This window comes from Bradyrhizobium shewense (genome assembly GCF_900094605.1).
Lineage (GTDB): Bacteria > Pseudomonadota > Alphaproteobacteria > Rhizobiales > Xanthobacteraceae > Bradyrhizobium > Bradyrhizobium shewense.
Map to the genome: position 1 here is coordinate 305,654 of NZ_FMAI01000003.1, position 14,348 is coordinate 320,001.

Below are 14,348 nucleotides of genomic sequence, written 5' to 3' on the forward strand. Positions count from 1 at the left end.
TTTTTACTTGTTTTCGAGTGCGCGCCGTTTCGCCTCGGCGTCGATGGTCTCGGCGAGATCGGGATGTCGTGCCATCAGCACGCGGAAGTCGACGAGGTCGAGCACCAGAAGCCGCGACACTTTCGTGGTCGAGACGTTGGCGCCGCGCATGTTGTTGCCGAGCAGCGCCATCTCGCCGAAGAAGGCGCCTTCACCGAGCTGCACTTTCTTGCCGGGCAGCTCGACCTCGACCTCGCCGGCGGCGATGAAATACATGCAGTCGCCCTGTGCCCCCTTGCGGATGATGAGGGTGCGCGCTGGCAGCTCCATGGTCCGCAGCATGTGAGTGACGTCGGCAATCGCGGAGGGCCCGAGGGCCGCGAAGAATGGCACCTTACTGACGGATTCCCAGGTCTTGAGGAAATTGTCGCGCCGCGTCTCGGCGGCAAATCCGGTCGCCAAAATACCGGTCCAAAGGCCGAACACGCCGAGGCCGGAGATCATCACCGCGGCCGCCACGATGCGCCCGAGCGGCGTGACCGGCACGACGTCGCCGTAGCCGGTGGTCGTGAGTGTGACGACGGCCCACCACAGCGCGGCGGGGACGCTGCCAAAAGTCTGGGGCTGCACGTCCCGCTCCAGGAAATATTCGGCGACGGAGGCGAGGAAGACCACCATCAGGAAGATCACGAGCACGCTGAGCAGCGGGCCCGATTCCAGCACCAGCACGCGGCGAAGCTGCCGCAGGCCGGGGATGCCCGGCACCACCTTCAGCACCCAGAGCACGCTGAGCAGCCAGGCTGTCTTCGGCTCGGCGCCGAGGAGAAGCGCGACCGGCACCGCCAGCGCCCCGATCGCATCGACCAGCCCGGCGGAGGAGGACATGTACAGCGACAGCCGCCCCTGCTGCGTCATGTGGCGCAGCCGCACCAGCCATTCGAACACGAAATAGGCGAGGCAAGTCCAGAGCAGGGCGTTGATCCAGCCGTGCGCCTCCTGGGCGCCCTTGTCCGACAGCAGCACCATGCTGAGCACGCCGACGGTCACAGCCACATAGGCCGCCTTGGTCATGTTGCGGCCGGCCGTGGCGGCCGCAAACTGGGCCAGAGCGGAAATCAGCGGCTTGGACATGCGGAAAGGCGGCTCGATCTTGAGATCAGTCTTAGGACAAGTCTACGGGGTCCCGGCTGCGACGTCGGCGCCAAGGTGCCTGCCCGAACGAGGGCCGTCAACGCGGGCGACGGCAGCAGGCAGCATCATCGGCGCCGCTGCACCGAGCCCGCGGATCGGCACGGCCGTTGCCGGCGGGGTGGCTACCTGAAATGCGGCGGCTCGTCGTAGCCACGGCGGCTGCTGAAGAACAGAAGCACCATCAGCCCGACGCCGACAATGACGGAAAACCCCGCGCCCAGTGCCAGCGCCACATAGCCTTCCGTCGGGATCGGCTCACCTTCGACCGCCATTGCGGAATAGGCGAAGTAGCCGGCCGCCGCTTCCCAGAAGGAGGATGATGAGGAGTGCACGCATGCTGCGGTCTCCGGTTGCAACCGGAAACCAACGGTTGCAGATGGGCTGGGTTCCAGACGGGCGATCGTCACGATCTCCCTCCCGTGCCCCGGCTCTGCAGCGCAGCACGGAGTGATGCGCTGCAGAGCCGGGGGCCATCCAGCGGCGCAAGCTGCGGTTCCTGGGTCCCGGCTCGGCGCCGCAACGCCTTCGGCATTGCGGCTTGTCCGGGACAAGAGATTGATGGGCGGCCCAACCGGGCGGCCGTCAGGCGCTCTGGGCGGTCTTCACCACCACGACATTGCTGTCGTCGTGCTGGGCAGGGCCGCCGCCCTGCACCGTCTTCTCGGTTTCGCCGGCATGGCGTTTCAGATAGTCGCGACGCATGCCGATCTCGTCGCGGACGAACTCGTAGCCGAGCTTGAAGGTGTCGAGCCCGTCGGTGCTGATCGTGCCGTCTCTGAGCCCAATGACTGCCCCGCGTAAAATGCCCTCCAGCTCGTCCTGGAGACATTCGAGCTGATCCAGAGAGTGGGCGTGCTCGATCCGCTCACCGATGTCGAGGATGGCGGTGGAGAGCTCGCTGGCCTTCTCCGGTGCGATGCGGGTGATCTTGGCGTAGATCGCCGCGAAGATCGAGCCGATGACGCTGAGCGCGGCGGCGCCCAGATACATCAAGTCGCTGTACTTATCCATGAACGACTTGGTGTCGTCGTTGATGTAGTCGGCCGCCCCCTGGTGCGCCATCACGAAGGCGTCCTTTTCGGTCGAGGCCGGCTCAATTCTGCTGGCAAAGCCGTTGTCGAGCCCGAGCGCGGATTTGTTCTCGTAGATGGTGCGCGCCAGCTCGCCCGCCGTGGATGGCGACATCCTGGATTGCGTGACCAGCAGCCATTCGAGCCCGATCGTGTCGAGATCGTCATCGGGAATTTGCGGCGACGTCGACAGCGTGCCCGCCGTCAGCGTCTCGCTGGAAATGCCCGGGAGCTTGCGCGCCAGCGCCTTGGCCTCGTCGATCGCGTTGAGCGTGAAGCCGCCGCGCTTGGCGACCTGCTCATAGGCCTTGTCGCGCACCGCCCTGGAGGCATGAACGAGGGCGATCACCGCGCCAAAGCCGTTTGACGGCGCAAACAGCTTGTCGAGCGTCGTGCCCTGCGGCGCCATCTGGATCTTGGCGGCGTCCGGACCGTCGGGGATGTCGAGGATGCCGCGGACGAAGGCAAGGGAGGATTCGTTCTCGGCGAGAACGGCGACCTTCTTTTTCTTCAGCTCGGCGATCGACTTGATCTTCTTGTTGCCGGGGCCGAGCAGAAGCACGAGGTCGTGCTCGAGGATCGCGAGCGTGCGCGCCCGCAGCGGCACCTTGGCGTCGGTACGCAGCACGGCGAGATCGGCCTGCTTGCGGTCGAACTGCACGAGCGCCTTGGCGTTGTCGGCGTTGTTGACGACCTTGATCCGGAAGCGCGAGGCGTTGGACTTCAGCAGGGCGGCGAACTTTGCCGCGAACAGCGCCTCGTCGCTGTTGGGAGCGCCGACGGCAAAAGTCAGCGTCTCCGAATTGTGCAGCATGGCACGGCCGCCCCAGACGGTGGCGAGCGACAGCAGCAGGGTCAGCACGACGTAGAGGAAGACCTGTTGCTGATTGGTCTTGATCACCTTGGGACGCCGCGACGGCGGCTCGATCGGGGATGTCGTGGGGCCTTCAGTACTCATGGCAGCACTCTGGCCTTATTCTCCGGTGAGGGGCGGCTCGCGGACATGATCGCGGCGGGCGCCCTGCAATTCCTAAACGTCTGAAAAAAGAACGATATTCTGTGCCGGCAATGATAGCGCGCCGGGACCGGAATGCAAATTTCGAGCCGAGGGTAACCTTACTCGACGCGGACGCGGCGAAAAGGTCATCCTATCACCGGTTAGCCACACTTGGCGATTTTCCGGTTCCCCCCGGCTGCATTCCGCCGCGGGAGATGTCATAAATCGAAGGTCCCGGCGATTTGACCGGTCCAAGAAGAAGTTGCGCTGAACGCTCCAATTTTTCTTGTCACCTCAATGAGGGCGTCGGCTTTGTCGTTTCCACCCATGTCATCGGCGATTCCGGTCGAAGCGCTCATTGGCTGGATGTTGCTGCTCACCTTCAAGCACATCATCGCCGATTTCGTCCTTCAGACCGCCTGGATGGCGCACGGCAAAGACCAGAAGCACGGCTGGGCCCTGCCGCTTCTGGTGCATTGCCTGATTCACCTTGCGGTTGCGCTGCCGCTGATCCTGATCGTCGCGCCGAAATTCTGGTTCGTGGCCTTTATCGACTTCGTGATCCACATCACGATCGACCGCGCCAAGGGACTGGTCTCGGCGAATTTCGGCGTCGACCTTGCGCATCCCTGGTTCTGGACCCTGATCGGCGTCGACCAGGCCCTGCATCATCTCACCGGCTTCGGCCTCTCCATCTTCATGGCTGCGAACTGAGGGTAGTGGCCTCGGGGCGACGGTCGGGCCTGCATGGTTCGAGACGGCGCCACGCGCCTCCTCACCATGAGGGGATAGTGTCTTTCAGCAGCTCCAGACCTCATCCTGAGCAGCCGGCCGAAGGCGGGCGTCTCGAAGGATGGCCGCGGGGAAGCTCTTCGCCGCCTCGGATTCGCGGCGAGCGCGCAAGCACCCCGGGTGACTACCGGGCAGCGTGGTTAACCTTTCATTAGAGAATTGCGCTGCATCTTCCGCACACGAGGGAGAACTGCAATGTTTTCAAGCCGCGACACTTTTGAAAGCGATTTCTGCCCGGTTCGCGACGAGCTCCTTGGCGAGATGTATCGCGCCAGCGAGAGTGGCCTGCCGAGGCTGGTTGAGAGTGTTTCCCCTGACGCGCGCGCCAGGCTGGCGCTGTTCTGCTATCGCCGCAGCCATCTGCATTCGCTGGCGGTCGCGATCGCAGGGAGCTGCAACGAGCGCGATCTGATCGAGAACGGCGGCCGTGTCGGCTCGACGCTCTACGCGCTGTCGCGCGAAGGCACGGCGAAATCCACGCCGTCGCTGTCGGGCGGGCGCAAGCCGATCACGCTGTCGACCAAGCCGCTCTCGGTGCTCGCACCGCTGGACGATGAGATCGACGACGAAATCGGCGAAGCCGTTCCGGCCTAACTTGCTTCGATAGCCGGAAGCCCGAACTTCCGCCGCGCCATCGCGCATTCGGCGTCCCCCGGCATGCAGGTGCGGCACACCTCCGGTCGCACCGCATAGATGCCGCATGCGGTCGCTTTTCCAATATCCCCTTGCAAGGCCGAACAGCGATCGCCCTCGCAACGCATGCCGGATTGGCGGTCGTTGACCAGCGCCTCCGGAATCGCGGCAAGCTCTTCATCGCTCTCGATCGAGAAGCGCGGCCAGTTCGCCGAATAGCCGCAGCAGGCGCCGCAACTCTGGCAAACGCTCGACAGATCGACGGGGGAAATCTCTTCCATCGTCCTCACATGTCCTTGTCAGGTGTCTTTGGGCGGGCCCCAGACCAGGCTCTGCCGCCATCTCGCGCGAAGCACGTCGCGCCGCTCGGGGTATCTCTCGTCGAGATAGTTGGCGTCGACCACGCGGTCGGTGCGGAAGCTGCGGAAGTCGCCGCGTAGCTCGCACCAGGCTGCCAGCAGGCGCACGGCTTCGAGATAGCCGACCGAGATCGGCCAGATCATGCGCTCGCTGGCGCGGCCCTGCTCGTCGCGATAGCGCAGCATGATCTTCTTGCCTTCGTGGATCTGGGTGCGCGTACGTACCATGTCCAGGCGGTCCGGCTCCCTGTTCCAGCTCGGCCGAGCCCGACTCGCCGGCTCCAGCACGAAGGGACGCAGGCGCTCAGGCACGGTGTCGGCGATCTTGGCCATCAGATCTTCGGCCGCGCGCGCCAGTGCCGAATCGGCATGGCCGGCGACCCATTGTGCGCCGAGCACCGCCGCCTCGATCTCGTCGGGCGTGAGCATCAAGGGCGGGAGATCAAATCCCTTTTCCAGGATGTAGCCCATGCCGGCTTCACCGCGGATCGGCACGCGCTGGCCGATCAGCGTCGCGATGTCGCGATAGATCGTGCGCTTCGAGGTCTCGAGCTCGGCCGCGATGGCGTCCGCCGTCAGCGGCTTACGCGTGCGCCTCAGCACCTGGATGATTTGAAACAGCCGGTCGGCGCGTCTCATGCGGGTCCCTTGTCGGTGATCTTTTCAGAAGGCGGCGCGCGGCTGCTGACAGGATGTTGGCAGCAGGGGGGTTCTATACCGGGACAACACATCGACTGAAGAGGATTTGTCCATGATCATTCCGACCCATTTCGGCCCGGCTATTCCGATGTTGCGGGCACAGGCGTGGTCCGCCTCGGCGTTCGGCCGCCTCGTTTCGCTCGATCTCATGGCCGTCGACCTCCGGTTTGCCCTCGCAAGCGTGGTGGCACGCCCGCTGATCCAGGCCGCGGACGCGCTGGTCCGCCACGTGATGGGCCGTGCCTGGCGGGGGGCCCGTTTCGCAGAAGATATCACGGCTGCTGCCACCATGGTGGCAGCAGCCCGGCACTAGGTTCCGTCAACTTTTTCGGTGGTTCAGGAGAAGCTTTCATGATCACGCTCTACGGATTTGGCACCGGCTTCGGCCTGCCGGAAATCAGCCCCTTCGTCACCAAGACGGAAGTGCAGCTCAAGATGGCGGGACTGCCCTACCGCAAGGAGCGGGCAATGCCGCCCGCCTCGCCCAAGGGGCAGCTGCCCTTCATCGACGATGGCGGCGAGGCGGTGGCCGATTCCACCTTCATTCGCGCCCATATCGAGCGCCGATACGGCTTCGATTTCGATGCCGGGCTGTCGCTGACCGACCGCGCGCAGGCCTGGGCGTTCGAGCGAATGATCGAGCACCACATCTACTGGGGCCTGGTCGGCGCGCGCTGGGTCGATCCTGTCAATTTCGCCAAGGGGCCTGCGCATTTCTTCGACGGCGCACCGGAGCACAACCGCGAGAAACTGCGCGAGGATGCGCAATTCCGCGTCGCCGAGAACTATCTGCTCTCGGGCCTCGGCCGCCATGGGCCCGATGACGATGTCGAGCTCGCCGTGCGCTCGCTGTTCGCGCTCTCGGTGCAGCTTGGCGACAAATCGTATCTGATGGGGAACAAGCCCTGCGGCGTCGATGCCACCGCCTTCGGTATGCTCGCCGGCATCCTCTCGCCATTCTTCGAATCGGCCCTGCGCGAGCGCGCCGAGGGCTTTCCGAACCTCACCGCCTATGTCGATCGCATGATGGACAATTACTATCCGGAGTTCGCCTGGACCCCGCTGCGGCAGGCGGCTTAGCGCCTGATGATCGAGACCCCCGCCAGCGCTCCGACGAAGGTGCGTTCCCTCCCCCCTTGTGGGGGAGGGCTAGGGAGAGGGGTCGCTCAGGAAACGGTGTCGGTTGTTGATGACGTGCCGAGAGCTGGTGCTCGACGGAAGGAATCCCCGTGTTGCACCCCCCTCCCTGCCCCTCCCCACAAGGGGGGAGGGAACGGAGAGAGAGATGTTGTTGGCCCGAATCCGATTTGATTTCTCACACGCGGTTGCTCGATCTCAGCCGCAAAAGCAAAAGAGCCGGCCCATTGGGCCGGCTCTCGTCGTCTCGAAACTTTCACTATGCCTACTTCACCAGCGAGTACTTGCCGTTCTTCACCGTCAGCAGGATGCGCGAGCGCTCGTCGAGGCCGTAGCGGTCCTTTTCGGTGAAGTTGTAGACGCCCTGGCTTGCCGCCAGTTCCTTCTCCGTCAGCAAGGCCTGGCGGATCGCTTCGCGGAATTCCGGCGTACCGGGTTTTGCGGTCTTCAGCGCGGTCGGGATGATGCGCTTGAGGATCTCAAAGGCGTCGTAGGAATGGCCAGCGAACTGGCTGCGGCTGTTCGGGCCGTACTTTGCCTCATACGCGGCGTTGAGCGCGAGACCCGGCTTCTTGGTGGCGGCTTCGTCCGGCTGGTCCTCGGGGTCCATCACCGGACCCGACGCCATCAGCACGCCTTCGGCCGCTTTGCCGGCGATGCGGATGAAGTCCATGCTGGCTGCGCCATGGGTCTGGTAGATCAGGCCCTGATAGCCGCGTTCGCGCAGCTCGGTCTGCGGCAGCGCGGCCGCGGTGCCCGACGCGCCGACCAGGATCGCATCCGGGTTGGCGGCGACCAGCTTCAGCACCTGTCCGGTCACCGACGTATCGGGACGGGCGAAGCGTTCCTCGTCGACGATGGTCATGCCCATCGGCACGGCCTGGGCTTTGAGGTCGTTGAACCAGAGGTCGCCATAGGAGTCGGAATAGCCGATATAGCCGAGCGTCTTCACGCCCTTGCTCTTCATGTGCTCGTACAGCACCTTGCCCACGATCGGGATCGGCTGCGGCATCGCCACCGACCACTTCATGCGCTCGGGCGTGATCGGGAAGGGCGCCAGGCCGAAATGCGGAATGCCGGCTTCGTTGGCGACGTTGGAGACCGCGATCGTCGGCGGCGTCAGCGCCGAGCCCATGATGATGTCGGCCTTGGATTCGGTCACGAAGCGGCGCGCGTTGGTGGTTGCGGTGGTGGGATCGCCGCCGTCGTCGAGCACGATCACCTTCAGCGGCACGCCGCCGATCTCCTTTGGCACGAATTCCAGCGCGTTGCGCTCGGGAATGCCGAGCGCGGCGCCGGGGCCGGTCGTGGTGGTGGTGATGCCGATGGTGATTTCGCTGGTCTGAGCCAGCGCGGGCAGCGCCGGCAGGGCAAGCGTCGCCGCGGTGATGGCGGCGGTCAGGTAAAAGCGTTTCATCTATTCCTCCCTTTACGTGTTTCTTTGAAAGCAGAAATCGGGGGGTAATTCAGCCCCCTCTTTTGGCGATGCGGCGATTAGCTCCGGACTTAACTCCCCGTGAATTTGGCTACCATTTCCGCCGGGAACGGTGCCGATTTCAGCTTGTCGGGGTTAACGGGATCGCGACCGACGAGGACGCGGGTCTCAAAACCCTCGATCGCCAGCGCGTCACCCTTGTAGACGTTGTGCTTCACCTCGAAGCTCGATCGCTTGATGCTCTCGATCTTCGTTTCGATGGTGATCCAGTCGCCATAGGTCGAGGGGATGTAGAACTTGGATCGCGTGTCGACCATCGGGATGCCCACCAGGCCGTACTTGCGGACCAGATCCTGCTTGGAGAATCCGGCGACCTCGAACAGGGTCGAGGTCGAATCGTCGAACATCGCGAAATAGCGCGGGTAGTAGACGATGTTGGCGGGGTCGCAATCACCCCACTGGATCTGTACGTCGCGCCGGTTCACGAACATGTGTCGCGCGCCTTATTTCGGCGCCATGCGCAGCGAGCCGTCGAGGCGCACCACTTCGCCGTTCAGGTAGGAGTTCTCGACCATGTGCAGGGCGAGCGCGGCGAACTCGTCGGCATGGCCGAGCCGGCGCGGGAAGGGGATGGCGGCGGCGAGCGAGTCCTGGGCTTCCTGCGGCAGGTTCGCGAGCAGAGGGGTCAGGAACAGGCCGGGCGCGATGGTCAGCACGCGGACGCCGAACTGCGCGAGCTCACGCGCGATCGGCAGCGTCATGCCGACGATGCCGCCCTTGGAAGCCGAATAGGCTGATTGCCCGATCTGACCGTCATAAGCGGCAACGGAGGCCGTGTTGATGATGACACCGCGCTCGCCGGTCGCCTGCGGCTCCAGCTTGGACATCTCGGTCGCGGCCAGGCGCAGCATGTTGAAGGTGCCGATCAGATTGACCTTGATCACCTTGTCGAAATCGGCGAGCGCCATCGGGCCGTCGCGGCCGACGACGCGCTTGGCAACGCCGATGCCGGCGCAATTGACCAGCACGCGCGGCGCGCCAAGAGCCTTGGTCGCCTGCGCGATCGCAGCTTCAGCGGAAGCGGCATCGGAGACGTCGCAGGTCACGGCGACGCCCTTGATCTCGGCGGCGACGGTTTCCGCCAGCTTGGCATTGAGGTCGAACACTGCGACCTTGGCGCCCTGCGCCGCAAGTTTTCGCGCGGTGGCAGCGCCCAGTCCCGATGCGCCGCCGGTGACGATGGCTGCCTGATCTTTCAACAACATGGCGTTCTCCTGTAGCTTATGTCCGGGTTAGCCGACCGATATCACACGGTCCGACGGATTGGCAGCGTAGAGCTCCTCGATCAATTCGGTGCGATGCTCGAGCACCGCGCGCTGGTTGATCGAGCCCTTGTCGGTGACCTCGCCCTTGTCGATCGAGAGCGGCGCGTCCATCAGGATCGCGCGCGTGATCCGGGTCGAGGAACCCGTGGCTTGGCTGAGGAAACGGGTCAGGCGCTCGCGAAAAGCCTCGCGCACCAGCCGGTCGCGCGTCGCGACGACGAGATCGTCGGTCGGCAGCGTCGGGTTGATCAGCCGGCAACCGTCGAGGTCGAGCACGACCAGCGCCGAGACCTCGTCACGATTGATGCCGGCAATGACGACGTCGCGTACCAGCGGGGCGCAGGCCGCCGTGAGGCGCGCGCGCAGCGGGCCGACGCTGACCCAGGTGCCGCTGGCGAGCTTGAAGTCTTCACCGACACGGCCGTCGAAATCGAAGCCTGCGTTGAGATCCTCGGGATCGGCGGGCTTGAGCGCATCACCCATCTTGTAAAATCCTTCCTCGTCGAAGGATTTCGCGCTGATGTCGGGCTGGCGCCAGTAGCCGGGCATGACGTTCGGCCCCTTGGCGCGCACTTCCAGCTTGCCGTTGTTCGGCACCAGTTTTGCGTCGTTGCCCGAAACAGGAAGACCGACATGGCCGGAGCGGCTGGTGCGCGGATTGACCGACATGAAGAACGGCGCGGTCTCGGTGGCGCCGAGCCCGGTCAGCATCGGCACCCGATAACCTTTTTCCTTCACCGCGAGCTCGTCGAGGCTGTCCCAGATGAATGGCGACAGCGCGGCGCCGGAGAAGAACATCGCGTGCAGCCGGTCGAAGAACTTTGCGCGCAGGCCCTGGTCATCGCGCAAATAGGGCAGCAGTGATTCATAGCCCTTGGGCACGTTGAAATAGACCGTCGGTGAGATCTCCTGGAGATTGCTTACGGTCTCCTCGATGCCGCCGGGCATCGGCTTGCCGGCGTCCAGATACATCGAGCCGCCGTTGTAGAGCGTCAGCCCGATATTGTGGTTGCCGCCGAAGGTGTGATTCCAGGGCAACCAGTCGATGATGACGGGCGGCTCGTCCTTGAGGAAGGCGAGCGTCTCGCGCAACATCACCTGGTTGGCGCAGATCATGCGCTGGGTGTTGATGACGGCCTTGGGGTTGCCGGTCGAGCCCGACGTCAGCAGGAATTTCGCGATCGTGTCGGGGCCGATCTTGCCGTGGACATCGTCAAGATCGCCGCGGATCGGCGTCGCCATGAGGTCGGCGAGCGTGGTGACGTCGCGGCCCGGCACCTGGCCGTAGGACGCGGCGATCTCGGTGCCGAGCGAGACGTTGGCGGCAAGCGCATCGGCGAACTTGTCGGCATCCTCGGCGAAGACGAGGCCGGGCGTCAGCAGCTTCATCAGGTAAGAAAGCTTGCCGTAATCCTTCGACACCAGCGAATAGGCCGGCGACACCGGGCAAAACGGAATGCCGGCATAGAACGCGCCGAAGGCCAGCAATGCGTGATCGATCGAATTGCCGGAGAGGATGACGACCGGCCGCTCCGCCGACAGGCCGCGCGCGATCAGGCCCGACGCAATGTGACGGCTGGCGACGAGCAGCTCGGCGTAAGTGATCTTGCGCCAGCCGCGGCCGCCTTCGCGCTCGGCCATGAAGACACGGTCCGGCGTGGTACTGGCCCAGTGATGCAGACGGTCGGTGAGGCGAACCGGATAGTCGCCGAGCGGCTGTTTCGGCCTGAGGTAGATCGTGCCGTCGTCGCGGCGTTCGATGTCGACGACGGGGTCGCCGAATGAAATGGGCCGCAGCGGGAAAGTGCTCGCGCCGCGCTCCATGCTGGAAGAGGACGGCTGCGCGCTCATGACTTGGGCTTTACCTTTGCGGTCTTGTGTTCGAGGAACTCGCGGATCCGGCGCTTTGCCTCTTTGTCGCTCTGCGCGACGGTCGCCATCAGCGATTCCATCAGCAGGCCGGTCTGCGGATTGGCCTCCGCGATCATCGGCAGCGCCTGGAGCACGGCGAAGTTCGTCAGCGGCGCGTTCGAGGCGACCTTGGTCGCAAGCTCCATCGCCTTGCCGAGCCCGTTGCCGGCCTCCGTGACATATTGCGCGAAGCCGTAGGAGGCGCCTTCGGTTGCGCTGTAGACGCGGCCCGTCAGCATCATGTCCATCATCCTGGCAACGCCGATCAGCCGCGGCAGCCGCACCGAGCCGCCGCCGCCGACGAAGATGCCGCGCTGGCCCTCTGGAAGCGCGAAATAGGTCGAGGGCTCGGCGACGCGGATATGCGCCGAGCAGGCAAGCTCCAGCCCGCCGCCGATCACGGCGCCCTTCAGGGCTGCGATCACGGGGACGCGGCTGTACTGGATGCGGTCGAACACCCGGTGCCACATCTGGGAATGGAGCAGGCCGCCGGTCGCGTCATGCTCGGTCAGTTCGGAGAGGTCGAGGCCGCTGGAGAAATGATCGCCGATGCCGTGGATGACGACCGCGCCGATATCCTCGGGCAGGGACGCAAAACACTCGCCGATTTCCAGGATGATGCCGTCGTTGAGCGCATTGCGCTTGGCCGGCCGGTTCAGACCCACGGTCAGAACCCGGTCCGCCCGCTCGATCCTCAATAGCCCGGAGGCACCCGCGTCAGCGGTCTCGGCGTTTCCCTGTGTCATTTGCGTCCTTGTCAGAATAGTTATGTTGTATAACGAATTTTGGGGGAGTCAAGGAGGGGCTGAGTTCTGGAGTTCCGGAAAGCCGGTCAGGGGGTAAAATCCTTCCCCAAATTCGATGTCGTCCCTGCGAACGCAGGGACCCATAACCCCAGGGAGAGATTTGGCGAAGACTTGCCGTTCGGTACTCCCACCGCCCGCAATCGATAGATTCCGCGGTATGGGTCCCTGCGCCACGTGCGCAATTGCGCACTAGGCAGGGACGACGAGCGGAGTATGTGGTCACATCACCTGATGCACGTCGATCACCACGCGATCCGCATGCCGCGCCGCCGAGCCGACGAAAACGTGCTCCATCAACCAGCGATACTTTTCGTGCCCGGTCTCGAATTTCGGCACGGTGCGGAAATAGATCAGCTTGGGATCGACCGGCTCGCCGCGCTTGAGCTTCTGCAGCAGCTCGACCGGTCCGAAACGCATGCCCTTGTTCTCGACATAGACGATGGCGCCGTCGTCGGTCTCGAAGGCGTATTTTGCCTCCAGGTCGATCAGCTCGTTGGGCCGGATGATCTGGAAGTCGGCGCCGAACGGCAGCACCTTGCCTGATATCGCGCCCGTGACCTCACCGCCGATGATCGGGATGATGCGGCGGACACCGATGCCGGTCTCGCCGGCGGTGACGACGTCGCCGATGCGCGCGGTGATGGTGAAGACGTACTTCGTCTCGAGCGTCGGTGTCGTCATGCTTCACCCTGTCAATGCGCCATCATCCGCGTCGGCAGCCAGGTCGCCAGCAGCGGGAAGGCGATCAGGATCACGAGGCGGATCAGGTCCGTGACCACGAACGGAATCACGCCCTTGAAGATCGTGGAGAAGGAAACGTCCTTCACCACGCTCTTGATGACGAAGACGTTCATCCCGACCGGCGGGTGGATCAGGCCGAGCTCGACGGTCATGACGATGATGACGCCGAACCAGATCGGGTCGAAGCCGAGATGCGTGATGACGGGGAAGATGATCGGCACCGTGAGGATGATCATCGCCATGGCGTCCATCAGGCAGCCGAGCACGAGGTACATCACCATGATCAGCGCCAGCACGCCGTAGCTGCCGAGACCGAGGCCGGTGAGGAATTCGGTCACTTTCTGCGGCGTCTGCGTCACCGTGAGGAAATAGCCGAAGATCAGCGCGCCGATCAGCACCGTGAACACCGCCGCGGCGGTGCGCGTCGCCTGCAGCAGCGAGGCCAGGATCTTCTCGCGGTCGAGCCGGCCCGTCAGCACGCCGATGATGAACGCGCCGGCGGCGCCGACGCCGCCGGCTTCCGTCGGCGTGAAGCGCGGCAAATAGGGCAGGCCGTAGAGGCCGCCGATCACGAAGATGAACAGCAGCACCGGCGCCCAGATCTCCTTCAGGCCGGCAAAGCGCTCGCGCCACGGCGTCACCTTGCCCTTGGGCAGGAAGTCGGGACGGAAATAGCCGATCAGGAAGATCGTGATCATGTACATGCTCATCGCGAGCAGGCCCGGGATGATGCCGGCGATGAAGAGCTTTCCGATGTCCTGCTCGGTGATGATGCCGTAGACGGCGAGCACCGTGGAGGGCGGCAGCATCGCGCCCAGCGTGCCGCCCGCCGCGATCACGCCGGTGGCGAACGATTGCGGATAGCCGAAACGGCGCATCTCGGGATAGGCGACGGCCGAGAAGGTCGCGGCGGTCGCAACCGACGAGCCGCAGATCGCGGCAAAGCCGCCGCAGGCCCCGACGGTGGCGATGCCGAGGCCGCCGCGCAAATGTCCGACGAAACCGTTGGCCGCACGGAACAGCTCGCGGCTCATGCCGGAATTGGACACGAACGAGCCCATCAGCAGGAACATCGGGATGACGCCGAAGGTGTAGTCGGTCACCGTACGCATCGAGGTCTGACCGACCAGCTTCAGGGCCGCCGTCCCGTTGACGAGATAGGCGAAGCCGGAGACGCCGACGAGGCCCATCGCCATGCCGACGGGCACGCGCAGCAGCATCAGGACAAACAGGGAGACGAAGCCGATTACGGCGACGGCATCGGTGCTCATGA

General features: G+C 64.4%; 15 protein-coding genes and 1 pseudogene. 4 read left to right on the forward strand and 12 right to left on the reverse strand.

Annotation, left to right across the window (positions count from 1 at the left end; genetic code table 11):
• Nucleotides 1–3: 3 nt before the first annotated feature.
• The 3 genes and pseudogenes from GA0061098_RS08360 to GA0061098_RS08370 all read right to left on the reverse strand — a co-directional run bounded on the left by GA0061098_RS08360 (nt 4) and on the right by GA0061098_RS08370 (nt 3,198).
• Nucleotides 4–1,110 (reverse strand): cyclic nucleotide-gated ion channel, encoded by a 1,107-nt coding sequence (locus GA0061098_RS08360; protein ID WP_091955888.1) that lies wholly within the window; start codon nt 1,108–1,110, stop codon nt 4–6.
• Between the two features lie 182 nt (nt 1,111–1,292).
• Nucleotides 1,293–1,506 (reverse strand): annotated as a pseudogene (locus GA0061098_RS08365) (hypothetical protein).
• Between the two features lie 246 nt (nt 1,507–1,752).
• Nucleotides 1,753–3,198, reverse strand: coding sequence for a TAXI family TRAP transporter solute-binding subunit (locus GA0061098_RS08370; RefSeq protein WP_091955889.1), 1,446 nt, complete (start codon nt 3,196–3,198; stop codon nt 1,753–1,755).
• Between the two features lie 405 nt (nt 3,199–3,603).
• Here GA0061098_RS08370 and GA0061098_RS08375 point away from each other — a divergent pair, with 405 nt between their 5' ends.
• Together GA0061098_RS08375 and GA0061098_RS44810 are read left to right on the forward strand one after the other, a co-directional pair.
• On the forward strand, nt 3,604–3,951 hold the full coding sequence (locus GA0061098_RS08375; protein WP_049801962.1) for a DUF3307 domain-containing protein: 348 nt from the start codon (nt 3,604–3,606) through the stop codon (nt 3,949–3,951).
• A gap of 273 nt (nt 3,952–4,224) precedes the next feature.
• A complete protein-coding gene (locus tag GA0061098_RS44810; RefSeq protein WP_165637236.1) occupies nt 4,225–4,623 on the forward strand; it encodes a hypothetical protein in 399 nt (132 codons plus the stop codon).
• Here GA0061098_RS44810 and GA0061098_RS08385 read toward each other — a convergent pair.
• Together GA0061098_RS08385 and GA0061098_RS08390 are read right to left on the reverse strand one after the other, a co-directional pair.
• A complete protein-coding gene (locus GA0061098_RS08385; RefSeq protein ID WP_091955891.1) occupies nt 4,620–4,943 on the reverse strand; it encodes a YkgJ family cysteine cluster protein in 324 nt (107 codons plus the stop codon). The two genes, GA0061098_RS44810 and GA0061098_RS08385, sit on opposite strands and share 4 nt — an antisense overlap.
• An 18-nt stretch (nt 4,944–4,961) precedes the next feature.
• Nucleotides 4,962–5,660, reverse strand: a complete 699-nt coding sequence (locus tag GA0061098_RS08390) for a helix-turn-helix transcriptional regulator (protein ID WP_026202551.1) — start codon at nt 5,658–5,660, stop codon at nt 4,962–4,964.
• A gap of 112 nt (nt 5,661–5,772) precedes the next feature.
• Between GA0061098_RS08390 and GA0061098_RS08395 the strand changes: the two genes are divergently transcribed.
• Together GA0061098_RS08395 and GA0061098_RS08400 are read left to right on the forward strand one after the other, a co-directional pair.
• Nucleotides 5,773–6,033: a hypothetical protein gene (locus tag GA0061098_RS08395; protein ID WP_018321420.1), complete on the forward strand. Its 261-nt coding sequence runs from the start codon at nt 5,773–5,775 to the stop codon at nt 6,031–6,033.
• A gap of 38 nt (nt 6,034–6,071) precedes the next feature.
• A complete protein-coding gene (locus GA0061098_RS08400) occupies nt 6,072–6,800 on the forward strand; it encodes a glutathione S-transferase family protein (RefSeq protein WP_028142153.1) in 729 nt (242 codons plus the stop codon).
• 322 nt (nt 6,801–7,122) lie between these two features.
• Here the strand turns inward: GA0061098_RS08400 and GA0061098_RS08405 are convergent, their stop codons facing one another.
• The 7 genes from GA0061098_RS08405 to GA0061098_RS08435 all read right to left on the reverse strand — a co-directional run bounded on the left by GA0061098_RS08405 (nt 7,123) and on the right by GA0061098_RS08435 (nt 14,346).
• Complete coding sequence (locus GA0061098_RS08405; RefSeq protein WP_091955892.1) at nt 7,123–8,274, reverse strand: ABC transporter substrate-binding protein; 1,152 nt, start codon at nt 8,272–8,274, stop codon at nt 7,123–7,125.
• An 89-nt stretch (nt 8,275–8,363) separates the two neighbouring features.
• Entirely contained in the window at nt 8,364–8,783 is a 420-nt protein-coding gene (locus GA0061098_RS08410) for an acyl-CoA thioesterase (protein ID WP_028142151.1), read from the reverse strand.
• A 12-nt stretch (nt 8,784–8,795) separates the two neighbouring features.
• Nucleotides 8,796–9,557, reverse strand: a complete 762-nt coding sequence (locus GA0061098_RS08415; protein WP_091955893.1) for an SDR family NAD(P)-dependent oxidoreductase — start codon at nt 9,555–9,557, stop codon at nt 8,796–8,798.
• 27 nt (nt 9,558–9,584) lie between these two features.
• A complete protein-coding gene (locus GA0061098_RS08420) occupies nt 9,585–11,468 on the reverse strand; it encodes a feruloyl-CoA synthase (protein WP_091955894.1) in 1,884 nt (627 codons plus the stop codon).
• A complete protein-coding gene (locus GA0061098_RS08425) occupies nt 11,465–12,274 on the reverse strand; it encodes a crotonase/enoyl-CoA hydratase family protein (protein WP_028142148.1) in 810 nt (269 codons plus the stop codon). Before GA0061098_RS08425 ends, GA0061098_RS08420 begins: the two co-directional genes overlap by 4 nt.
• A gap of 279 nt (nt 12,275–12,553) precedes the next feature.
• Nucleotides 12,554–13,015, reverse strand: a complete 462-nt coding sequence (locus GA0061098_RS08430) for a DUF3237 domain-containing protein (protein WP_091955895.1) — start codon at nt 13,013–13,015, stop codon at nt 12,554–12,556.
• Nucleotides 13,016–13,026: 11 nt separating this feature from the next.
• The gene (locus GA0061098_RS08435) at nt 13,027–14,346 is read right to left on the reverse strand and encodes a TRAP transporter large permease (RefSeq protein WP_028142146.1); all 1,320 of its coding nucleotides are present in this window, start codon (nt 14,344–14,346) and stop codon (nt 13,027–13,029) included.
• Nucleotides 14,347–14,348: the final 2 nt, after the last annotated feature.

Excerpts from the sequence above, each read along its gene's own strand:
- GA0061098_RS08360 (WP_091955888.1), bottom strand. The coding sequence starts at position 1,110 with ATGTCCAAGCCGCTGATTTCCGCTCTGGCCCAGTTTGCGGCCGCCACG.
- GA0061098_RS08370 (WP_091955889.1), bottom strand. The coding sequence starts at position 3,198 with ATGAGTACTGAAGGCCCCACGACATCCCCGATCGAGCCGCCGTCGCGG.
- GA0061098_RS08375 (WP_049801962.1), top strand. The coding sequence starts at position 3,604 with ATGTTGCTGCTCACCTTCAAGCACATCATCGCCGATTTCGTCCTTCAG.
- GA0061098_RS44810 (WP_165637236.1), top strand. The coding sequence starts at position 4,225 with ATGTTTTCAAGCCGCGACACTTTTGAAAGCGATTTCTGCCCGGTTCGC.
- GA0061098_RS08385 (WP_091955891.1), bottom strand. The coding sequence starts at position 4,943 with ATGGAAGAGATTTCCCCCGTCGATCTGTCGAGCGTTTGCCAGAGTTGC.
- GA0061098_RS08390 (WP_026202551.1), bottom strand. The coding sequence starts at position 5,660 with ATGAGACGCGCCGACCGGCTGTTTCAAATCATCCAGGTGCTGAGGCGC.
- GA0061098_RS08395 (WP_018321420.1), top strand. The coding sequence starts at position 5,773 with ATGATCATTCCGACCCATTTCGGCCCGGCTATTCCGATGTTGCGGGCA.
- GA0061098_RS08400 (WP_028142153.1), top strand. The coding sequence starts at position 6,072 with ATGATCACGCTCTACGGATTTGGCACCGGCTTCGGCCTGCCGGAAATC.
- GA0061098_RS08405 (WP_091955892.1), bottom strand. The coding sequence starts at position 8,274 with ATGAAACGCTTTTACCTGACCGCCGCCATCACCGCGGCGACGCTTGCC.
- GA0061098_RS08410 (WP_028142151.1), bottom strand. The coding sequence starts at position 8,783 with ATGTTCGTGAACCGGCGCGACGTACAGATCCAGTGGGGTGATTGCGAC.
- GA0061098_RS08415 (WP_091955893.1), bottom strand. The coding sequence starts at position 9,557 with ATGTTGTTGAAAGATCAGGCAGCCATCGTCACCGGCGGCGCATCGGGA.
- GA0061098_RS08420 (WP_091955894.1), bottom strand. The coding sequence starts at position 11,468 with ATGAGCGCGCAGCCGTCCTCTTCCAGCATGGAGCGCGGCGCGAGCACT.
- GA0061098_RS08425 (WP_028142148.1), bottom strand. The coding sequence starts at position 12,274 with ATGACACAGGGAAACGCCGAGACCGCTGACGCGGGTGCCTCCGGGCTA.
- GA0061098_RS08430 (WP_091955895.1), bottom strand. The coding sequence starts at position 13,015 with ATGACGACACCGACGCTCGAGACGAAGTACGTCTTCACCATCACCGCG.
- GA0061098_RS08435 (WP_028142146.1), bottom strand. The coding sequence starts at position 14,346 with ATGAGCACCGATGCCGTCGCCGTAATCGGCTTCGTCTCCCTGTTTGTC.